Annotated in this window: 17 protein-coding genes; 1 reads left to right on the top strand and 16 read right to left on the bottom strand. The window is 72.9% G+C overall.

Going from position 1 to position 18,549, the window contains the following annotated elements:
• Positions 1-3 precede the first annotated feature (3 nt).
• The 14 genes from ggt to pyrR all read right to left on the bottom strand — a co-directional run bounded on the left by ggt (position 4) and on the right by pyrR (position 16,652).
• Positions 4-1,785: a gamma-glutamyltransferase gene (ggt, locus tag FHX81_RS32795; RefSeq protein ID WP_141982408.1), complete on the bottom strand. Its 1,782-nt coding sequence runs from the start codon at positions 1,783-1,785 to the stop codon at positions 4-6.
• A gap of 65 nt (positions 1,786-1,850) precedes the next feature.
• Entirely contained in the window at positions 1,851-3,836 is a 1,986-nt protein-coding gene (locus FHX81_RS32790; protein WP_141982407.1) for a primosomal protein N', read from the bottom strand.
• 252 nt (positions 3,837-4,088) lie between these two features.
• Positions 4,089-5,291 (bottom strand): methionine adenosyltransferase, encoded by a 1,203-nt coding sequence (gene metK / locus FHX81_RS32785; protein WP_170232252.1) that lies wholly within the window; start codon positions 5,289-5,291, stop codon positions 4,089-4,091.
• A gap of 63 nt (positions 5,292-5,354) precedes the next feature.
• Positions 5,355-6,593, bottom strand: coding sequence for a bifunctional phosphopantothenoylcysteine decarboxylase/phosphopantothenate--cysteine ligase CoaBC (gene coaBC, locus FHX81_RS32780; RefSeq protein WP_141982406.1), 1,239 nt, complete (start codon positions 6,591-6,593; stop codon positions 5,355-5,357).
• Complete coding sequence (gene rpoZ, locus FHX81_RS32775; protein ID WP_053721631.1) at positions 6,590-6,868, bottom strand: DNA-directed RNA polymerase subunit omega; 279 nt, start codon at positions 6,866-6,868, stop codon at positions 6,590-6,592. The genes coaBC and rpoZ overlap by 4 nt, the downstream gene beginning before the upstream one ends.
• Before the next feature lie 65 nt (positions 6,869-6,933).
• On the bottom strand, positions 6,934-7,533 hold the full coding sequence (gene gmk, locus FHX81_RS32770) for a guanylate kinase (RefSeq protein ID WP_141982405.1): 600 nt from the start codon (positions 7,531-7,533) through the stop codon (positions 6,934-6,936).
• A complete protein-coding gene (mihF, locus tag FHX81_RS32765; protein WP_033427832.1) occupies positions 7,530-7,847 on the bottom strand; it encodes an integration host factor, actinobacterial type in 318 nt (105 codons plus the stop codon). The genes gmk and mihF overlap by 4 nt, the downstream gene beginning before the upstream one ends.
• Before the next feature lie 303 nt (positions 7,848-8,150).
• Entirely contained in the window at positions 8,151-8,951 is an 801-nt protein-coding gene (gene pyrF, locus FHX81_RS32760) for an orotidine-5'-phosphate decarboxylase (protein ID WP_141984259.1), read from the bottom strand.
• Positions 8,952-8,965: 14 nt separating this feature from the next.
• Positions 8,966-12,265, bottom strand: a complete 3,300-nt coding sequence (gene carB / locus FHX81_RS32755) for a carbamoyl-phosphate synthase large subunit (protein WP_141982404.1) — start codon at positions 12,263-12,265, stop codon at positions 8,966-8,968.
• A complete protein-coding gene (gene carA / locus FHX81_RS32750; protein ID WP_141982403.1) occupies positions 12,265-13,392 on the bottom strand; it encodes a glutamine-hydrolyzing carbamoyl-phosphate synthase small subunit in 1,128 nt (375 codons plus the stop codon). Before carA ends, carB begins: the two co-directional genes overlap by 1 nt.
• Positions 13,389-13,874 carry a PH-like domain-containing protein gene (locus FHX81_RS32745; protein ID WP_141982402.1) on the bottom strand — a complete coding sequence of 162 codons (486 nt, stop codon included), beginning with the start codon at positions 13,872-13,874 and terminating at the stop codon, positions 13,389-13,391. The genes carA and FHX81_RS32745 overlap by 4 nt, the downstream gene beginning before the upstream one ends.
• Complete coding sequence (locus FHX81_RS32740; RefSeq protein ID WP_141982401.1) at positions 13,871-15,154, bottom strand: dihydroorotase; 1,284 nt, start codon at positions 15,152-15,154, stop codon at positions 13,871-13,873. Before FHX81_RS32740 ends, FHX81_RS32745 begins: the two co-directional genes overlap by 4 nt.
• A complete protein-coding gene (locus tag FHX81_RS32735) occupies positions 15,151-16,083 on the bottom strand; it encodes an aspartate carbamoyltransferase catalytic subunit (RefSeq protein ID WP_141982400.1) in 933 nt (310 codons plus the stop codon). Before FHX81_RS32735 ends, FHX81_RS32740 begins: the two co-directional genes overlap by 4 nt.
• The gene (pyrR, locus tag FHX81_RS32730) at positions 16,080-16,652 is read right to left on the bottom strand and encodes a bifunctional pyr operon transcriptional regulator/uracil phosphoribosyltransferase PyrR (protein WP_141982399.1); all 573 of its coding nucleotides are present in this window, start codon (positions 16,650-16,652) and stop codon (positions 16,080-16,082) included. Before pyrR ends, FHX81_RS32735 begins: the two co-directional genes overlap by 4 nt.
• A gap of 258 nt (positions 16,653-16,910) precedes the next feature.
• Between pyrR and bldD the strand changes: the two genes are divergently transcribed.
• Positions 16,911-17,399 (top strand): transcriptional regulator BldD, encoded by a 489-nt coding sequence (gene bldD, locus FHX81_RS32725; protein ID WP_015103676.1) that lies wholly within the window; start codon positions 16,911-16,913, stop codon positions 17,397-17,399.
• A 91-nt stretch (positions 17,400-17,490) separates the two neighbouring features.
• On the opposite strand, the gene nusB is transcribed toward bldD, so the two are convergent.
• Both nusB and efp read right to left on the bottom strand, forming a co-directional pair.
• Positions 17,491-17,910: a transcription antitermination factor NusB gene (gene nusB / locus FHX81_RS32720; RefSeq protein ID WP_141982398.1), complete on the bottom strand. Its 420-nt coding sequence runs from the start codon at positions 17,908-17,910 to the stop codon at positions 17,491-17,493.
• Position 17,911: 1 nt separating this feature from the next.
• Entirely contained in the window at positions 17,912-18,475 is a 564-nt protein-coding gene (efp, locus tag FHX81_RS32715; RefSeq protein WP_141982397.1) for an elongation factor P, read from the bottom strand.
• Positions 18,476-18,549 lie beyond the last annotated feature (74 nt).

Below are 18,549 nucleotides of genomic sequence, written 5' to 3'. Positions count from 1 at the left end.
GCGTCACGGCGTCGGCCACACCGCCCGGGCCGCGCCACCACCGCGCCGGGACGTCTCCGCCGCAGCGCGCCACCGGCCGTCGGGGAGCCGTTCCACCGCCGTGACCGCGCCGATCTCGGCGGTCGACGTGAACCGGTGGCCCAACGCGCGCAGCGGCTCGGCTTCCGGGCCCGCCAGGAACGCGGCCTCGGCCTGGGTGGTGGCGGCGTTGCGCTGCGAGGCGCGCGGCGCGGCGATCGCCTCCACCAGGGGCAGGCCCCGGTCGAGGCGCTGCGTGAGCACCTGCACGACCGTGGTGATGATGCTCGCGCCGCCGGGCGAGCCCAGCGCCAGCACCGGCTTGCCGTGCTGGAGGACGATCGTCGGCGTCATGGACGAGCGGGGCCGCTTGCCGGGGCCGGGCAGGTTCGGGTCCGGCACGCCCGGCGTGACCGGGGTGAACGAGAAGTCGGTCAGCTCGTTGTTGAGCAGGAACCCGCGACCCGGCACCACGATCCCGCTGCCGCCCTCCTGCTCGATGGTCAGCGTGTAGGCGACCACGTTGCCCCAGCGGTCGGCGACGGTGAGGTGCGTGGTGTCCGTGCCCTCGTACGGCGTGGCGACGGGCGGGCCGGAGGCGGCGCACGGGGCGGGGTTGCGCGGATCGCCCGGCGCGACCGGGCCCGTCATCGCGGCCGTCGGCGCGATCAGGCACGCCCGGCTGTCGGCGAACCGCTGCGACAGCAGCTCCCGGGTCGGCACGTCGACGAACGCCGGGTCGCCCACCCAGCGGTTGCGGTCGGCGAACGACAGCCGGGTCGACTCCAGGAACCGGTGCAGGTACTGGACCGGGGTCTCGGCGGGCAGGTCCGCGGTCTCCAGGATGTTCAACGCCTCGCCGGCCGTCGTGCCGCCGGACGACGGCGGCGCCATGCCGACCACGTCGTAGCCGCGGTACCGCGTCCGGGTGGGCTCCCGCAGCGGCGCCTCGTACCCGGCGAGGTCGGCCTCGGTCAGGTCGCCGGACCGGACCTCGCGGGTCGCGCCCGCCACCACCGGGGGCTGCCGCACCGCCGCCACCAGGTCGCGCCCCACCGCACCCCGGTAGAACGCCGACACGCCGTGCCGCCGCAGCTCGCGGTAGGTGTCGGCGAGGTCGGGGTTGCGGAACGTGCTGCCGACCGCGGGCGGCGCGCCGCCGGGCAGGTACAGGGCGCTGGTCGAGGTGAAGTCGGCGAACCGGGCGGCGTTGTCGGTGACCTGCCGGTGGAACGTGGGGTCGACGGTGAAGCCGCGCCGGGCCAGCTCCTCCGCGGGCCGCACGGCCCGGTCGAGCGACCAGGTGCCCCAGTGGCGCAGCGCCTGCTGCCAGGTGCGCGGCGTGCCCGGCACGCCCACCGACAGCCCGCTGGTCACCGCCTCGGCGAACGGGATGGCCGCGCCGTCCTCCACGAACAGGTCCGCGCCGGCCGAGGCGGGCGCGGTCTCCCGCCCGTCCACAGTGGATACGCGGTGCGTGCGGGCGTCGTAGTGCACGAAGAACCCGCCGCCGCCGATGCCGGCCGAGAACGGGTCGGTGACGCCCAGCGCGGCGGCCACGGCGACCGCGGCGTCCACCGCGTTGCCGCCGCGGCGCAGGACGTCGACGCCGATCTGCGAGGCGTCGGGGTCGATGCTGGACACGACGCCGCCGAACCCGACGGCCTCGGGCACGCGCGGCGGCGCGGCGGCGGCGGATGCGGTGGCGGGCAGGAGTGGTGCGACGAGGAGTGATGCGAGGACGCTGGCGACAGTCGACCGGAGCATCATTCCCTTCTACTCCACCGGAGCGCGAAGCAGAACCACCCGGGAGTCGCCGTGTCGGGTTCGCGTCACAGGACTTCGAGGGGGTCGAGCTTCACCCGCACCACGTCCGGCTCCTTGCGGGCGCTGCGCACGGCCAGCACCTCGCCCAGCACGGCGGCCAGCGCGCGCCCCTCGGTCCGGGACACCCGGACCAGGGCGCGTTCCTTGTCCTCCGACAACGGCACCGGGCCCAGGACCTCCCCGGTCGGCGGCAGGCGCAGCTCCTCCAGCACGCCGGCCAGCGCGTCCGGCGCGCCGTCCACGGTCGCCATCCGCACTGCGGGCGGGAACCCGAGCTCGGCGCGCGCCGCCAGCTCCTGCCGCGCGTGCCACACCGGGTCCCACCGGACCAGGGCCTGGACCGGGGCCAGCGACGAGTCCGCGACCACGACGACCCGGCCGGCCGCGTGGACCAGGGCCGCCGCCGTCATCCACCGGCGCAACGCCTCCTCCGCCGCGCGCAGGTCGGCCCGGCCGAGCAGCGCCCAGCCGTCCAGCAGCAGCGCCGCGCCGTAGCCGCCCGCCGCGACCGGCTCCGCGCCCGGCGTGGCCACCACCAGCGCCCGACCGCCGGGCACCTCGGCCAGCACCTCGTCACCGCCCGACGTGCGGACCGGCACCCCGCTGAACGCGCGGCCCAGCTCCTCGGCCGTGCGGCGCGCCCCGATGACCTGGCCGCGCAGCCGGCGCGATCCGCAGTTCGGGCAGCGGTACGCCGCCTCCGTCGCACCGCACCACCGGCAGTACGCGGGCCTCGGCACACCGTCCTGCGTGCCACCCGGCAGCGCCAGCGGGCCCGCGCACCGGCGGCAGCGGGCCGGCGACCGGCACTGGCCGCACGCCAACGCGGGCACGTACCCGCGCCGGGGCACCTGGATCAGCACCGGTGTGTCCGCCGCCAGGGCGGCCCGCGCCGCCTCGAACGCGATGGACGGCAGCCGCGCCGACCGCGCCGCCGCGTCCTTGACCTCCTGCCAGTCGCTCTCGCCCACCGCGGCCACCCGCGGCGCCACCGCCCGCAGCGCGTCGCGGGTCGCGACCACCTCGTGCGCCCACCCGCTGTCCACCAGCAGCTGCGCCTCGGCGGTCCGGGCGAAGCCGCCGACCAGCAGCGACGCGCCGGTCAGGTGCGAGCGCTGCACCAGCACGTCCCGCACGTTCGGGTACGGCATCCGCGGCTCGGCGTGCAGGTCGTCGCCGTCGTCCCAGACCGCGACCAGCCCGAGGTCGTGCACCGGCGCGAAGGCCGCGCCCCGCGGGCCCAGCACCACCCGCACCGACCCCCGCCGCACGGCCAGCCACCGCTTGTACCGCTCGGACGGCCCGAGGTCGGCCGCCAGCGTCACCACGCCCGCCTCGCCCACCAGCGCCGCGCACGCCCGGTGCAGCCGGGCCAGGTCGCGGTGGTCGGGCACGACCACCAGCGCGCCCTTGCCGGTGCTCGCCACCGACGCCACCGCCTCGGCCAGCCGGGCGGGCCAGTCCTCGGCCGGCAGCGCCTGCCACACCGCCCGCGCGGCCCGACCCGACCGCAGCGCGTCCAGCAGGTTCGGCCCGAACGGGTACCGCGCCCACCCCTCGTCCGACGGCGGCTCCGGCGGCGGCACGGGCTCGGCGGAGGGCCTGGCCTCCACCCGCGCGTGCCGGGGCGGGACCGCCATCCGCAGCACGTCGATCAACGACCCCGCGTACCGGTCTGCCACCACCCGCGCCAGCTCCGCCACCTCCGGCGACAGCACGGGCTCCGGCGAGATCACCCGGTCCAGGAACGTCAGCTTCCGCCCGTACTCCGACGACTCCGCCCGCTCCAGCAGGTAGCCGTCCACCAACTGGCCCGCGAACCGCACCCGCACCCGGCAGCCGGGGACGGCGTCCGCGTCCTGCTCGGTGGAGACCTGGTAGTCGAACGGCCGGTCGAGGTGCGCCAGCGGCACGTCCACGCACACGCGGGCAACCGGCAGCGAGGCGGCGGGCACCCGCTCCCCGCGCCTGGTCGTCGCCTTGCCCGCCACGGGTGGAGGTCTACCAGAGACCGCGGTGGGCGCCCGCGACCCGGGCCGCCGATCGTGACACCATGCACCCATTGTCGAACGCGTGTTCGACCTGCGCAAGATCACGACCGGGTGATCACCACCTCGCCCGCTCCGGCTTCGACGACGCGGTCGGCTCGCTGCGACCCTGCCGAGGCCGCGGACCGGGGGGAACGACGAGCAGGGGCCCCCGGTCGGGGACCCCTGCTCGGTGTCGCTGGTGGTGCGGCGGGCTCAGGCGCCGGCGGCGGCGCGCAGGGCGTCGGCGCGGTCGGTGCTCTCCCACGGCAGCTCGACGTCCGTGCGGCCGAAGTGGCCGTACGCGGCGGTCGGGCCGTAGATCGGGCGCAGCAGGTCCAGGTCGCGGATGATCGCGGCCGGACGCAGGTCGAACACCTCGCCGATCGCCTGCTGGATCTTCGTCGGGTCCACGGTCTCGGTGCCGAAGGTCTCCACGAACAGACCCACCGGAGCCGCCTTGCCGATCGCGTACGCCACCTGCACCTCGATCCGCGTGGCCAGACCCGCGGCCACCGCGTTCTTCGCCACCCAGCGCATCGCGTACGCCGCCGACCGGTCCACCTTCGACGGGTCCTTGCCCGAGAACGCGCCACCACCATGCCGCGCCATACCGCCGTAGGTGTCCACGATGATCTTGCGGCCGGTCAGGCCCGCGTCACCCATCGGACCACCGATCACGAACCGACCCGTCGGGTTGACCAGCAACCGCACGTCGGTGGTGTCCAGACCCAGCGCGTCGACCTCGGGCGCCACCACGTGCCGCCGGACGTCCACACCCAGCAGCTTCTCCAGGTCGATGCCGTCCGCGTGCTGCGTCGACACCACCACCGTGTCCAACCGCACCGGCTGGTCACCCGCGTACTCGATCGTCACCTGCGTCTTGCCGTCCGGCCGCAGGTACGGCACCGTGCCATCCTTGCGCACCGCGGTCAACCGGCGCGACAACCGGTGCGCCAACGCGATCGGCAACGGCATCAGCTCAGGAGTGTCGGTGCAGGCATAGCCGAACATCAGGCCCTGGTCACCCGCGCCCTGCTTGGCGATCTCGTCCTCGGCGCCCTCGACCCGCTTCTCGAACGCGGTGTCCACACCCTGCGCGATGTCGGGCGACTGCGAACCGATCGCCACGTTCACGCCGCACGAGTAACCGTCGAAGCCCTTGGCCGACGAGTCGTAGCCGATCTCGACGATCTTGTCCCGCACGATCGACGGGATGTCCGCGTAGGCCTCGGTCGTGACCTCGCCCGCCACGTGCACCTGGCCCGTGGTGACCATGGTCTCCACCGCGACGCGCGACCGCGGGTCCTTGGCCAGCAACGCGTCGAGGATCGAATCGCTGATGGCGTCGCAGATCTTGTCCGGGTGCCCTTCGGTCACCGACTCACTGGTGAACAGCCTGCTGCTGTGCTGGCTCACGACACTCCCTAACTGTCCGATCTGCGAATGGTTCCCAGCTTACTGAGCGTGCGGGCGAGCGCGTCAACGTTCGACCGACGGAGCTACGGCGTCCCACACCGCGGACGCCAGGCGCGCCTTCGAGCCGTGTGGGATGGGTGTCTCCGCGCCGTCGGCGGACAACAGCCAGCCGGCGTTGTCCTCGACCTCGAACGCGCGACCGTCGCCGACGGCGTTGACGACGAGCCAGTCGCAGCCCTTGCGCTTGAGCTTCGCGCGACCGTACTCCAGCACGCTCGTCGAGGCGTCCCCGGTCTCGGCGGCGAACCCGACCACGACCTGGCCGGGTCGCCGCGCGGCGACCAGTTCGGCCAGGATGTCGGGGTTGCGGGTGAGCGCGACCGGGTCCGGGTCGCGGTCGGTCTTCTTGATCTTGTGCTCGACCAGGTCCACCGGTCGGAAGTCGGCGACGGCGGCGGCCATGACCACCACGTCGGCGGTGGCGGCGACGGCGTGCATCGCGTCGCGCAGCTCCAGCGCCGAGCCGACCCGCCGGACGTCCACGCCGGCGGGCGTGACCAGGTCCGCGGTGTGCGCGGCGACCAGCGTCACCCGCGCGCCGCGCTGGGCGGCGACCCGGGCCAGCGCCCAGCCCTGCCGGCCGGACGAGCGGTTGCCGAGGTAGCGCACGGGGTCCAGCGGCTCACGCGTGCCGCCCGCCGACACGGCGACGTGCACGCCTTCCAGGTCGCGCGGCAGCGCGTCGGGGCGCGCCAGCAGCAACCGGGCCAGGTCGACGATCTCGGCGGGCTCGGGCAGCCTGCCCTTGCCGGTGTCCTTGCCGGTCAGCCTGCCGCTGGCGGGCTCGGCCACGACCACGCCGCGCGAGCGCAGCAGCGCCACGTTCGCCCGCGTCGCCGGGTGCTCCCACATCTCGGTGTGCATCGCCGGGACGAGCAGGACGGGGCAGCGCGCGGTCAGCAGCGTGTTGGTGAGCAGGTCGTCGGCCAGGCCGTGGGCGGCCTTCGCGATCAGGTTCGCCGTGGCGGGCGCGACGACGACCAGGTCGGCGTTCTGCCCCAGCTTCACGTGCGGCACCGACGGGACGTCCTCGAACACCCCGGTCTGCACCGGTTGGCCGGACAGCGCCTCGAACGTGGCCGCGCCGACGAACTTCAGCGCGCCGTCCGTGGGCACGACGCGCACGGCGTGACCGGACTCGGTGAGCCGGCGCAGCACCTCGCACGCCTTGTACGCGGCGATGCCCCCGCCCACCCCGAGGATCACGGTGGGGCGGTCGGGGGCGGCGACGGGCTCGGTCACTCGCCCTCGGTGTGCTCGAGGAGACCCGCGTGGATCTCCCGGAGCGCGATCGACAGCGGCTTCTCGCGCGGGCCCGGCTCGACCAGCGGGCCGACGTACTCGAGCAGGCCCTCACCGAGCTGCGCGTAGTAGTCGTTGATCTGGCGCGCGCGCTTGGCCGCGTAGATCACCAGCGCGTACTTCGAGCTGACCTGCTCCAAGAGGTCGTCGATCGGGGGGTTGGTGATGCCCTCCGGAGTACCCGAGAGCGGGCCCAGCTCGGTGTGCGTGGTCACTCGTCAACGCTCCTGCGGTTCAGGGGTGGGTCTGCCGGTCGTCCCGCGCCTCGCGACGCGCGTGCTCACGCGTCGGGCGCCGGGCCGACCACCAAGTTTAGCAAGCGCTCGGCGGCGGACCGCACGTCGTCGTTCACCACGACCTCGTCGAACTCCGGTTCGGCCGCCAGTTCCTCCCTGGCGATCTCCAGCCGGCGCGCGACCACGGCGGGGTCCTCGGTGCCGCGGCCGGTCAGCCGGCCGACCAGGTCCTCCCACGACGGCGGGGCCAGCATGACCAGCTGCGCCTCCGGCATCGCGACCCGGACCTGCCGGGCGCCCTGCAGCTCGATCTCCAGCAGGGACGGCGTGCCGGCCGCGAGGGCCCGCACGACCGGCGCGCTGGGGGTGCCGTAGCAGTTGCCCGCGAACTCGGCGTGCTCCAGGAACTCGCCCCGGGCGACCATCTCGCGGAACTCGGCGGCGTCGACGAAGTGGTAGTGCACCCCGTCGACCTCGCCCGGCCTCGGCTTCCTGGTGGTCACCGAGACGCTGAAGTGGATCTCCGGTCCCATCCGGCGCAGCTCGGCCAGCACGCTGGACTTGCCGACGCCGGACGGCCCGGACAGAACGGTGAGGCGGGGCCGGGCGCGAACGCCCGACCCCACCCCGGTGCCATCACTCACTCGCCGCTGAACTCGGTGAGCAGCGCCTTGCGCTGCCGCTCACCCAGGCCGCGCAGCCGACGGGACGGAGCGATCTCAAGGCGCTCCATGATCTGCTGCGCACGCACCTTGCCGACGCCCGGAAGCGCCTCGAGCAGCGCGGACACCTTCATCTTGCCAAGGACCTCGTCGCTCTCGGCGGCCTTCAGCACGTCCGTCAGGGTCGTGCCGCCACGCTTGAGGCGCTCCTTGAGCTCAGCCCGAGCGCGACGAGCGGCAGCAGCCTTCTCCAGCGCTGCGGCCCGCTGCTCCTCGGTAAGCTGGGGAAGGGCCACGATTTCCTCCGTGGTGTGGGAATTTCAATTCTGGATCGGTGCCGCGACCGTACCGAGCGCAATTGCCTGGGTACAACGTGGGTCCCAGTCAGGTGAATCTTTGTCAGCGCTGGAGTGGTTGCGGCGGGTGGTAGTAGTACCAACACCCTCCAACAGGCCCATCACCGCCACCGGTAACGCCTTGCGCACGCCACGTGTGGTATGCGCTCGATGGGTGATGGACCCGCCGGTGGCCAGGACCGTACCAGGCACCGTTTGCGCAGGTGAGCGGACCACGCGAAGCGTGTCGCGATTTGATCGTGATCACATCTCCAGGGAGCGCCGGACGACGTCCACCGCCGACCGCAGTTTTGCGGTTTCCGGGCCGTGCTTGAGCACGTCCCGGGAGGACGTCGGGAGCACCCCGCGCAGCTCGGGCCCGAACAGCGCGCGCAGGTCCGCGACCGTCGCGCCCTGCGCCCCGAACCCCGGCGCCAGGACGTATCCGCCCAGGTCGGAGAGGTCGACGCCGAGTTCGTGCAGGGTCGCGCCGACCACCAGGCCGACGTCGCCGAACGGCTGCGCGCCCGCGTTGGCACGGGCCGCGGCGGCCACGATCGACTGCGCCACGGAACGCCCGTCGGCACCCACCGCGCGCTGCACGGAGGCACCCTCGGGATTCGAAGTCAACGCGAGCACGAATAGTCCGCGACCGCTCGCAGCGGCGGCTTCCCGCGCCGGGTCGAGCGAGCCGAACCCGAGGAACGGCGACACGGTGACCGCGTCGCCGGCCAGCGGCGAGCCCTCGGTGAGGTAGGCCGCGGCGTACGCGGCCATGGTCGAGCCGATGTCGCCGCGCTTCGCGTCCACGAGGACCAGCGTGCCGCTGCCCCGCAGGTCGGCGATGACGCGTTCGAGCACCGCCACGCCCCGCGAGCCGTGCGCCTCGAAGAACGCCGCCTGCGGCTTCACCAGCGCCACCCGCCCGGCGAACGCCTCCACGCAGGTCAGCGCGAACCGCTCCAGCCCCGCGGCGTCCTGGGGCAGCCCCCAGGACGCCAGCAGGCCGGGGTGCGGGTCGATGCCCACGCACAGGGGTCCGTGCTCGGCGACGGCCTCCGCCATCCGCGATCCGAACCTCACGCGTCACCCCTCAGGGCCGCCTGGAGCGCCTGGAGGGGCCGCACGCCGATGTCACCGCGGATGGCGGCCTCGATGCCGTGCACGGCCGCCGCCGCGCCCTGGATCGTGGTCACGCACGGGATGTCCTTGGCCACGGCCGCGGTGCGGATCTCGTAGCCGTCGATGCGCGGCCCGTTGTTGCCGTACGGCGTGTTGATGATCATGTCGACGGTGCCGGCGAGGATCGCGTCGACGATGTTCTCGGCGCCCTCGAAGTGCTTGCGCACGATCGTGCACGGGATGCCGTTGCGGCGCAGCACCTCGGCCGTGCCGGCGGTGGCCAGCACCTCGAAGCCCAGGTCGGCGAGCCGCTTGACCGGGAAGATCATGGCCCGCTTGTCCCGGTTGGCCACCGACACGAACACCCGCCCCGACGTGGGCAGGGAGCCGTAGGAGGCGGTCTGGGACTTCGCGTAGGCCATGCCGAACGACACGTCGATGCCCATGACCTCGCCGGTCGACTTCATCTCCGGGCCGAGCAGCGAGTCCACGCCCTTGCCCTCCGGCGTGCGGAACCGGTGGAACGGCAGCACGGCCTCCTTGACCGCGACCGGGGCGTGCGCGGGCAGCTTCGCGCCGTCGCCGGTCTTCGGCAGCAGCCCCTCGGTCCGCAGCTGGGCCACGGTCGCGCCGAGCATGATCCGGGCGGCGGCCTTGGCCAGCGGCACCGCCGTGGCCTTGGAGACGAACGGGACGGTGCGCGAGGCGCGCGGGTTGGCCTCCAGGACGTACAGCACGTCGTCCTTCAGCGCGTACTGCACGTTGAGCAGGCCGCGCACGCCGATGCCCTCGGCGATGGCCAGCGTCGAGCGCCGGACCGCGTCGATGTCCGACTCGCCCAGGGTGATCGGGGGCAGGGCGCACGCCGAGTCGCCGGAGTGCACGCCCGCCTCCTCGATGTGCTCCATCACGCCACCGATGAACACCTCGGTGCCGTCGTAGAGGGCGTCCACGTCGATCTCGATGGCGTCGTCGAGGAACCGGTCGACCAGCACCGGGTGCTCCGGGCTGACCTCGGTGGCGCGCTCGATGTAGCCACCCAGCGTCTCCTCGTCGTAGACGATCTCCATGCCGCGCCCGCCGAGCACGTACGACGGCCGCACCAGCACCGGGTAGCCGATCTCGTCGGCGATGGCCTTGGCCTGCGCGAACGACGTCGCCATGCCGTACTTCGGGGCGGGCAGCCCGGCGTCGGCGAGGACCTGGCCGAACGCGCCGCGCTCCTCGGCGAGGTGGATGGCGTGCGGCGGGGTGCCCACGACCGGCACGCCCGCGTCCGCGAGCCGCCGCGCGAGGCCCAGCGGCGTCTGGCCGCCGAGCTGCACGATCACGCCCGCGACCGTGCCGGAGCGCTGCTCGGAGTGGAACACCTCCAGCACGTCCTCGAACGTCAGCGGCTCGAAGTACAGCCGGTCCGAGGTGTCGTAGTCGGTGGAGACGGTCTCCGGGTTGCAGTTGACCATCACGGTCTCGTACCCGGCCGCGCGCAGCGCCATGGCCGCGTGCACGCACGAGTAGTCGAACTCGATGCCCTGCCCGATCCGGTTCGGGCCGGAGCCGAGGATCAGCACCTTCGGCTTGTCGCGCTGCTCGGTCACCTCGGTCTCGGCGTCGGGGTCGAGCTCGTAGGCCGAGTAGTGGTACGGGGTCCGGGCGGCGAACTCGGCGGCGCACGTGTCGACCGTCTTGAACACCGGCCGCACGCCCAGGCGGTGGCGCAGGGCGCGGACGCCGTCCTCGCCGGCCAGCTCCGGGCGCAGCGCGGCGACCTGCCGGTCGGACAGGCCGGCCCGCTTGGCCTTGCGCAGCAACCGCTCGTCCAGCACCGGCGCGGTCTCGATCTCCCGGCGCAGCTCGACCAGCCAGGCGAGCTGCTCGAGGAACCACGGGTCGATCCGCGAGGCCTCGTGGACCTGCTCGATCGTCGCGCCCAGGCGCAGCGCGCGGTCCACCGTGTAGAGGCGGCCGTCGTGCCCGGTGCGCAGGGCGTCCAGAGTGGACTCCAGCGTCTCGTCCGGGTCCGGCGTGGTCCAGAAGCCCGCGGCCTTGGTCTCCATGGACCGCAGCGCCTTGCCCATCGCCTCGATGAAGCTGCGGCCGATGGACATGGCCTCGCCGACCGATTTCATGGTCGTGGTGAGGGTGCGGTCGGCGCCGGGGAACTTCTCGAACGCGAACCGCGGGATCTTCACCACGACGTAGTCGAGCGTCGGCTCGAAACTCGCGGGCGTTTCCCCGGTGATGTCGTTGCGGATCTCGTCCAGGGTGTAGCCGATGGCGAGTTTCGCGGCGATCTTGGCGATCGGGAAACCGGTCGCCTTCGACGCCAGGGCGGACGAACGGGACACCCGCGGGTTCATTTCGATGACGACCATGCGGCCGTTCTCCGGGTTGATGGCGAACTGGATGTTGCAGCCGCCGGTGTCCACCCCGACCTCGCGGATGACCGCGATGCCGACGTCGCGCATGTGCTGGAACTCGCGGTCGGTGAGCGTCATCGCCGGGGCCACGGTGACCGAGTCGCCGGTGTGCACGCCCATCGGGTCGATGTTCTCGATGGAGCAGACGACCACCACGTTGTCGTTGCGGTCGCGCATCAGCTCCAGCTCGTACTCCTTCCAGCCGAGCACGCTCTCCTCGATCAGCACCTCGGTGACCGGGGACTCGGCCAGGCCGCTCGCGGCCAACCGCTCCAGCTCCTCCGGGGTGTGCGCCATGCCCGAGCCGAGGCCGCCCATGGTGAACGACGGCCGGATGACGACCGGCAGGCCCAGCTCGGCCACGGTCGCCCGGACGTCGTCCATGGTCTTGCACACCGCGCTGCGCGGCACGTCCCCGCCGATCCGGCGGACCAGGTCCTTGAAGATCTGCCGGTCCTCGCCGCGCTGGATGGCGTCGATGTCCGCGCCGATCAGCTCGACGTCGTACTTCTCCAGCACACCCCGCTCGTGCAGCGCAATGGCGGTGTTCAGCGCGGTCTGGCCGCCCAGCGTGGCCAGGATGGCGTCGGGCCGCTCGGCCGCGATCACCTTCTCCACGAACTCCGGCGTGATCGGCTCGACGTAGGTGGCGTCGGCGAACTCCGGGTCGGTCATGATCGTCGCCGGGTTCGAGTTGACCAGGGAGACCCGCAGGCCCTCCTCGCGCAGCACCCGGCACGCCTGGGTGCCGGAGTAGTCGAACTCGCAGGCCTGGCCGATGACGATCGGGCCGGAGCCGATGACCAGAACGTGCTTGAGATCAGTCCTCTTCGGCATCAGCGGCCCTCGCCCATCATCGTCACGAACTCGTCGAACAGCGGTGCGGCGTCGTGCGGACCCGCCGCCGCTTCCGGGTGGTACTGCACGCTGAACGCGGGCACGTCCAGCGCCCGCACGCCCTCGACCGTGCCGTCGTTGGGGCAGTAGTGGCTCAGCAGCACGCGGCCGAAGTCGGAGGTGAACTCCTCGCCCGGCTCGCCCTCCAGCGCGAACCCGTGGTTCTGCGCGGTGATCGCGACGCGGCCGGTGGCCACGTCGATGACCGGGATGTTGATGCCCCGGTGGCCGTAGCGCAGCTTGTAGGTGTCGCGGCCGAGCGCGCGGCCCAGGATCTGGTTGCCGAAGCAGATGCCGAACAGCGGCACGCGCCGGTCCAGCACGCCGCGGGTCAGCTCGACCGCGTGCGCCTGGGTGGCCGGGTCGCCCGGCCCGTTGGACAGGAACACGCCGTCCGGCTTGACCGCGACCAGGTCGTCCAGGGTCGAGGTCAGCGGCAGCACGTGCACCTCGATGCCGCGGGCGGCCATCATCCGCGGCGTGTTGGACTTGATGCCCAGGTCCAGCGCGGCCACGGTGAAGCGGCGCTCGCCGACGGCCTCGACCACGTACGGCCGCGGCGTGGTGACGTCGCCCGCCAGGTCGGCGCCCTTCATCTGCGGCGCGTTGCGGACGCGTGCCAGCATCTCCTCGGCGCTGCCCAGCTCGTCGCCGGAGAACACGCCGGCGCGCATCGCGCCCTGCTCGCGCAGGTGGCGGGTCAGCATCCGGGTGTCGATGCCCGAGATGCCGACGACGCCCTGCCGGACCAGCTCGTCGTCCAGGCTGCGGGTGGACCGCCAGTTGGACGGCACCCGGGCCGGGTCGCGCACGACGTACCCGGAGACCCAGATGCGGCCCGACTCGTCGTCCTCGTCGTTCCAGCCGGTGTTGCCGATCTGGGGCGCGGTCTGCACCACGATCTGGCGGTGGTAGGACGGGTCGGTCAGGGTCTCCTGGTACCCGGTCATGCCGGTGGAGAACACCACCTCGCCCAGGCTCGCGCCCACCGCGCCGTAGGCCTCGCCGCGGAACACGCGGCCGTCTTCCAGCACCAGTGCCGCGTTGGTCTTGACCGAGTTGTTCATGCGGGGCCTCCCAGCGCTTGCACCCACTGCTCGTACACGTCCTTGTCGTCGCCCCGGAACCCGGTGTCGAACACCCGGTCGCCGAGGTGCCAGCGCACGACCAGCAGGCCGTCCGCGGTCATCACCTTGCCCGCGAGCCCGCGGGCCGTGCGGGCCCCGTCGAGCTGCGCCGTGGGGATCCACAGCGCGCTCGCGCCCGTGCGCTCCACCAGCACGCCCTGCTCGGTGAGCTTCAGGGTCGCCTCGGCGCGGTGGCCGATGTCGCCGACCGCGACCCGGTCCTGCCAGTCGTCGCCGATGGTGGTGCCGACGTACACACCGGTCGTCTCCAGCATCGTCGCGCCGGTCTCGGCGGGCGGCTGGGGGAACTCCGGCAGCACCTCGGCCTGCCGGCGGGCGCGCCGCCGCCAGCCTCGCCACATGCCGTACAGGCACAGCAGGAAGATCGCCAGCACGGCGAGGGACAGCAGCACGCGGGTCATTCGGCGATCCTTCCGCCGCGTGCCGTCACGCGCCCGCGCAGCAGCGTCGCCACCACCGCGCCGGGCAGCTCCATGCCCTCGAACGGGGTGTTGGCCGCGATGCTCGCGAACTCCGCGCCGCGCACCGTCCAGGTGGCGTCCGGGTCGACCAGGGTGAGGGTGGCGGGCTCGCCGACCTCGATCGGCCGGCCCTGGTCGGGCAGCCCCGCGATCTCGGCGGGCCGCTCGCTCATCACCCGCGCCACGCCGCGCCAGTCCAGCAGGCCGGTGCGGACCATGGTCTCCACCACGATCGACAGCGCGGTCTGGAGGCCGAGCATGCCGGGCCGGGCCGCGGACCACTCGCAGTCCTTGTCCTGCACGGCGTGGGGCGCGTGGTCGGTGGCGACGCAGTCGATGACGCCCTCGGCCAGCGCGCGGCGCAGCACCTCCACGTCGGCCGCCGTGCGCAGCGGCGGGTTGACCTTGTTCACCGGGTCGTAGGTGGCCAGCCGCTCGTCGGTCAGCAGCAGGTGGTGCGGCGTGACCTCGGCGGAGACCTCCGTGCCGCGGGCCTTGGCCCACCGCAGCACGTCCGCGGTGCCCGTGGTGGAGACGTGGCAGACGTGCAGCCGGGCACCCGCGTGCAGCGCCAGCAGGCAGTCCCGCGTCACGATCGACTCCTCGGCCGCGGCGGGCCAGCCCTGCAGTCCCAGCCGGGACGCCTGCTCGCCCTCGTGCGCCTGCGCGCCGACGGTCAGCCGGGGCTCCTCGGCGTGCTGCGCGACGACCACGTCCAGCGCCTTGCTGTACTCCAGCGCGCGCCGCATGATCAGCGGGTCGTGCACGCAGTGGCCGTCGTCGGAGAACACCCGCACGCCCGCCTTGGCCATGGTGCCCAGCTCGGCGAGCTTCACGCCCTCCAGCCCCACGGTGACCGCGCCGACCGGGTGCACGTCGACCAGGCCGACCTCCCGACCGCGCCGGGCCACGTGCGCGACGACCACCTCGTTGTCCGCGACCGGGTTCGTGTTGGCCATGGCGAACACCGCCGTGTAGCCGCCGAGCGCGGCGGCGGCGGAGCCGGTGGCGATCGTCTCGGTGTCCTCCCGGCCGGGTTCGCGCAGGTGGGTGTGCAGGTCGACGAAGCCGGGCAGCAGGACCGCGCCGTTGCCGTCGACGACCTCCGCGCCCTCCTCCGCCACGGACCCGATCGCGGCGATCACGCCGTCGCGGACCAGCACGTCCACCGGGTCACCCTCGCCGTAAGGCCGTACTCCCCTGAGGATCAAGGGGTTCACGCGGTTTCCTCCTCGTGGGCAAGCAGGTGGTAGAGCACGGCCATGCGCACGTGCACGCCGTTGCGCACCTGGTCGGTGATGGCGGCGCGGGGCGAGTCGGCGACCGCCGACGCGATCTCCATGCCGCGCAGCATCGGACCGGGGTGCAGCACGACGGCGTGCTCGGGCAGCAGCTTGAGCCGCCGCTCGCTCAGGCCGTAGGCGATCGAGTACTCGCGGGCCGACGGGAAGAACCCGCCGTGCATCCGCTCGGCCTGCACCCGGAGCAGCATGACCGCGTCGAGGCTCGGCAGCTCGGCGTCCAGCTCGTGCGACACGGTGACCGGCCAGCTCGCCACGCCGGTGGGCAGCAGGGTCGGCGGTGCGACCAGCGTCACGTCCGCGCCCAGGGCGGTGAGCAGGTGCACGTTGGACCGGGCGACCCGGCTGTGCAGCACGTCGCCGACGATCGCGATCCGGCGGCCGCGCAGCTCGCCGAGGCGTTCCCGCAGGGTCGCCGCGTCGAGCAGGGCCTGGGTGGGGTGCTCGTGCATGCCGTCGCCCGCGTTGACCACCGACGTGCCCGCCTCGCGCAGCCAGCCGGCCAGCCGGTGCGCCGCGCCCGACGCCGGGTGCCGCACGATGACGCAGTCCGCGCCCGCCGCGGCCAGGGTCAGCGCCGTGTCCCGCAGCGACTCGCCCTTGCCCACGCTGGACCCGGACGACGAGACGTTCACCACGTCCGCGCTCATCCACTTGCCCGCGATCTCGAAGCTGACGCGCGTGCGGGTCGAGTTCTCGTAGAACACCGTGATGACCGTGCGGCCGCGCAACGTCGGCAGTTTGCGCACCTCACGGCCTTCGAGGGCCTGCTTCAGGCTCGCCGCGGTGTCCAGGATCGCGGTCGCCTGCGCCGGGTCGATGCCCTCGGTGGTGAGCAGGTGCTTCACCGCAGCACCACCCCGTCGCGCTGGTCGAACTCCTCCAGCAGCACGTGGACCTCCTCGGTGCGGGCCGTGGGCACGTTCTTGCCCACGTAGTCCGCGCGGATCGGCAGCTCCCGGTGCCCCCGGTCGACCAGGACGGCCAGCTGCACGGCGCGCGGGCGGCCGTGGTCGCGCAGGGCGTCGAGCGCGGCGCGGATCGTGCGGCCGGAGAACAGCACGTCGTCCACCAGGACCACGAGCTTGTCGTCGATGCCGCCCTCGGGCAGCTTGGTCGCCTCGAGCGGGCGGGTGGGGCCCCGGCGCAGGTCGTCCCGGTAGAGGGTCACGTCCAGCGTGCCGGTCGGCACCTCGACGCCCGAGAACTCGGCGATCCGCACGGCCAGGCGGCGCGCCAGCGGCGCTCCCCGGCTCGGAATCCCCATCAGGACTACTGCGGGTGCGCTCGGTGCATCAAGAGCGGTCTTCTCGATGATCTGATGGGCCATTCGGGCGACGGTGCGCGCGACGTCGCCGGCCGACAGGAGCTCGCGCTCCCCGGCCGGGTCCGTCGCGCCACGTTGACGTGGCGCCACGGTTGGACCTCCTTCCCCGCCTCGCTGGACGGGTCCTTAAAGGACGTCGGACACCCGGCTGCGACCGGGCTGACCAGCACCGTATCAGGCGCGCGCGGTCAATCTTCCGGGTGGTGTGCGTGGTCTCGCCCACCTGTCCCATCGAGATCAGCTTGACCTGGTGACCACGGAGAGCAATCATTACTCTGCGTATTGATCTAAGCCTCCCCGCGGCAGTCCCCTACCGGCTGACGGGGCGAATGAACGGAGAACCGCCACATGGGCGACTACGCCAAGGCGCTGGGGGCAAAGCTCCGCGCGATCCGCCAGCAGCAGGGCTTGTCTTTGCACGGCGTCGAGCAGAAGTCCGGCGGTCGCTGGAAGGCCGTGGTCGTCGGCTCGTACGAGCGCGGCGACCGCGCCGTCACCGTGCAGAAGCTCGCCGAGCTGGCCGACTTCTACGGCGTCCCGGTGGCCGAGCTGCTGCCGGAGGGCCGGGTCCCGTCCGGTGCCGAGCCCGCCACCAAGATCGTCATCAACCTGGAACGGCTGCAACAGCTGCCGGCGGAGAAGGTCGGGCCGCTCGCGCGGTACGCGGCCACCATCCAGAGCCAGCGCGGCGACTACAACGGCAAGGTGCTGTCCATCCGGACCGAGGACCTGCGCTCGTTGGCGATCATCTACGACATGACGCCCGGCGAGCTGACCGAGCAGCTCATCGACTGGGGCGTGCTGCCTCCCGAGGCCCGGCCGGCCAAGGAGGACTGAGCGCGCGAAAAGGGCCACCCGGCGGGTCGGGTGGCCCTTTCGGCCTGGTCACGCGGGCCGCGCGGCAGCGCGGCCGTGGCACGGGGTGGGGCTAGAGCACGGCCCGGAGCTGGTCGGCGATGACCGCGATCCGGCCCAGCACGCCGTTGACGAACCGCGGCGAGTCGTCCGTGGACAGGCCCTTGGCCAGCTCCACGGCCTCGTCGATCGCGACCGCGTCCGGCACGTCCGCCGCCCACAGCAGCTCGTAGAGCCCGATCCGCAGCACGGCGCGGTCGACCGCCGGCATGCGGTTGAGCGTCCAGCCCTCCGCGTGCTCGGAGATCAGGTCGTCGATGCGCGCCCGGTGCGCCGTGACGCCTTCCACCAGGACGATCGTGTAGTCGTTCACCGGCGGGACGTCCGTCGAACCGACCCGGTCCGCCAGCAGCGTCACCGGGTCGGCGCCCCGCAGGTCGGCCTCGTAGAGGACGTCGACCGCGCGTTTGCGGGCCTTGCTCCGTGCGCCCATCTCAGCCGTTCACTCGGCCCAGGTAACGGCCGTCGCGGGTGTCGACCTTGATCTTCTCGCCGGTGGTGACGAACAGCGGCACCTGGATCTCCGCGCCGGTCTCCAGCGTGGCGGGCTTGGTGCCGCCGGTGGAGCGGTCGCCCTGCAGACCCGGGTCGGTGTGCTGGATCACGAGCTCGACCGAGGTCGGGAGCTCGACGTAGAGCGCGACGCCCTCGTGCACGGCGACGACCGCTTCCTGGTTCTCCAGCATGTAGTTCGCCGCGTCGCCGACCGTCTCGGCCGGGACGTTGATCTGGTCGTAGGTGTCGCCGTCCATGAAGACGAAGTCGGCGCCGTCCTTGTAGAGGTAGGTCATGCCCCGCTTGTCGACGGTGGCCGTCTCGACCTTGGTGCCCGCGTTGAAGGTCTTGTCCACGACCTTGCCGGACAGGACGTGCTTCAACGTGGTGCGCACGAAGGCGCCGCCCTTGCCCGGCTTCACGTGCTGGAACGCGGTGACGGTCCACAGCTGGCCGTCGAGGTTCAGCACCAGGCCGTTCTTCAGGTCGTTGGTGGTGGCCACGGTGGTGGGCTCTCCTGTTGCGTGAGTGGAGGACGACGTCGGCTCGGCCGACTCATCCGATCCTGGCGATCCGC

Source organism: Saccharothrix saharensis, from assembly GCF_006716745.1.
GTDB lineage: Bacteria > Actinomycetota > Actinomycetes > Mycobacteriales > Pseudonocardiaceae > Actinosynnema > Actinosynnema saharense.
This window is presented reverse-complemented; position numbering and strand designations above follow the sequence as displayed.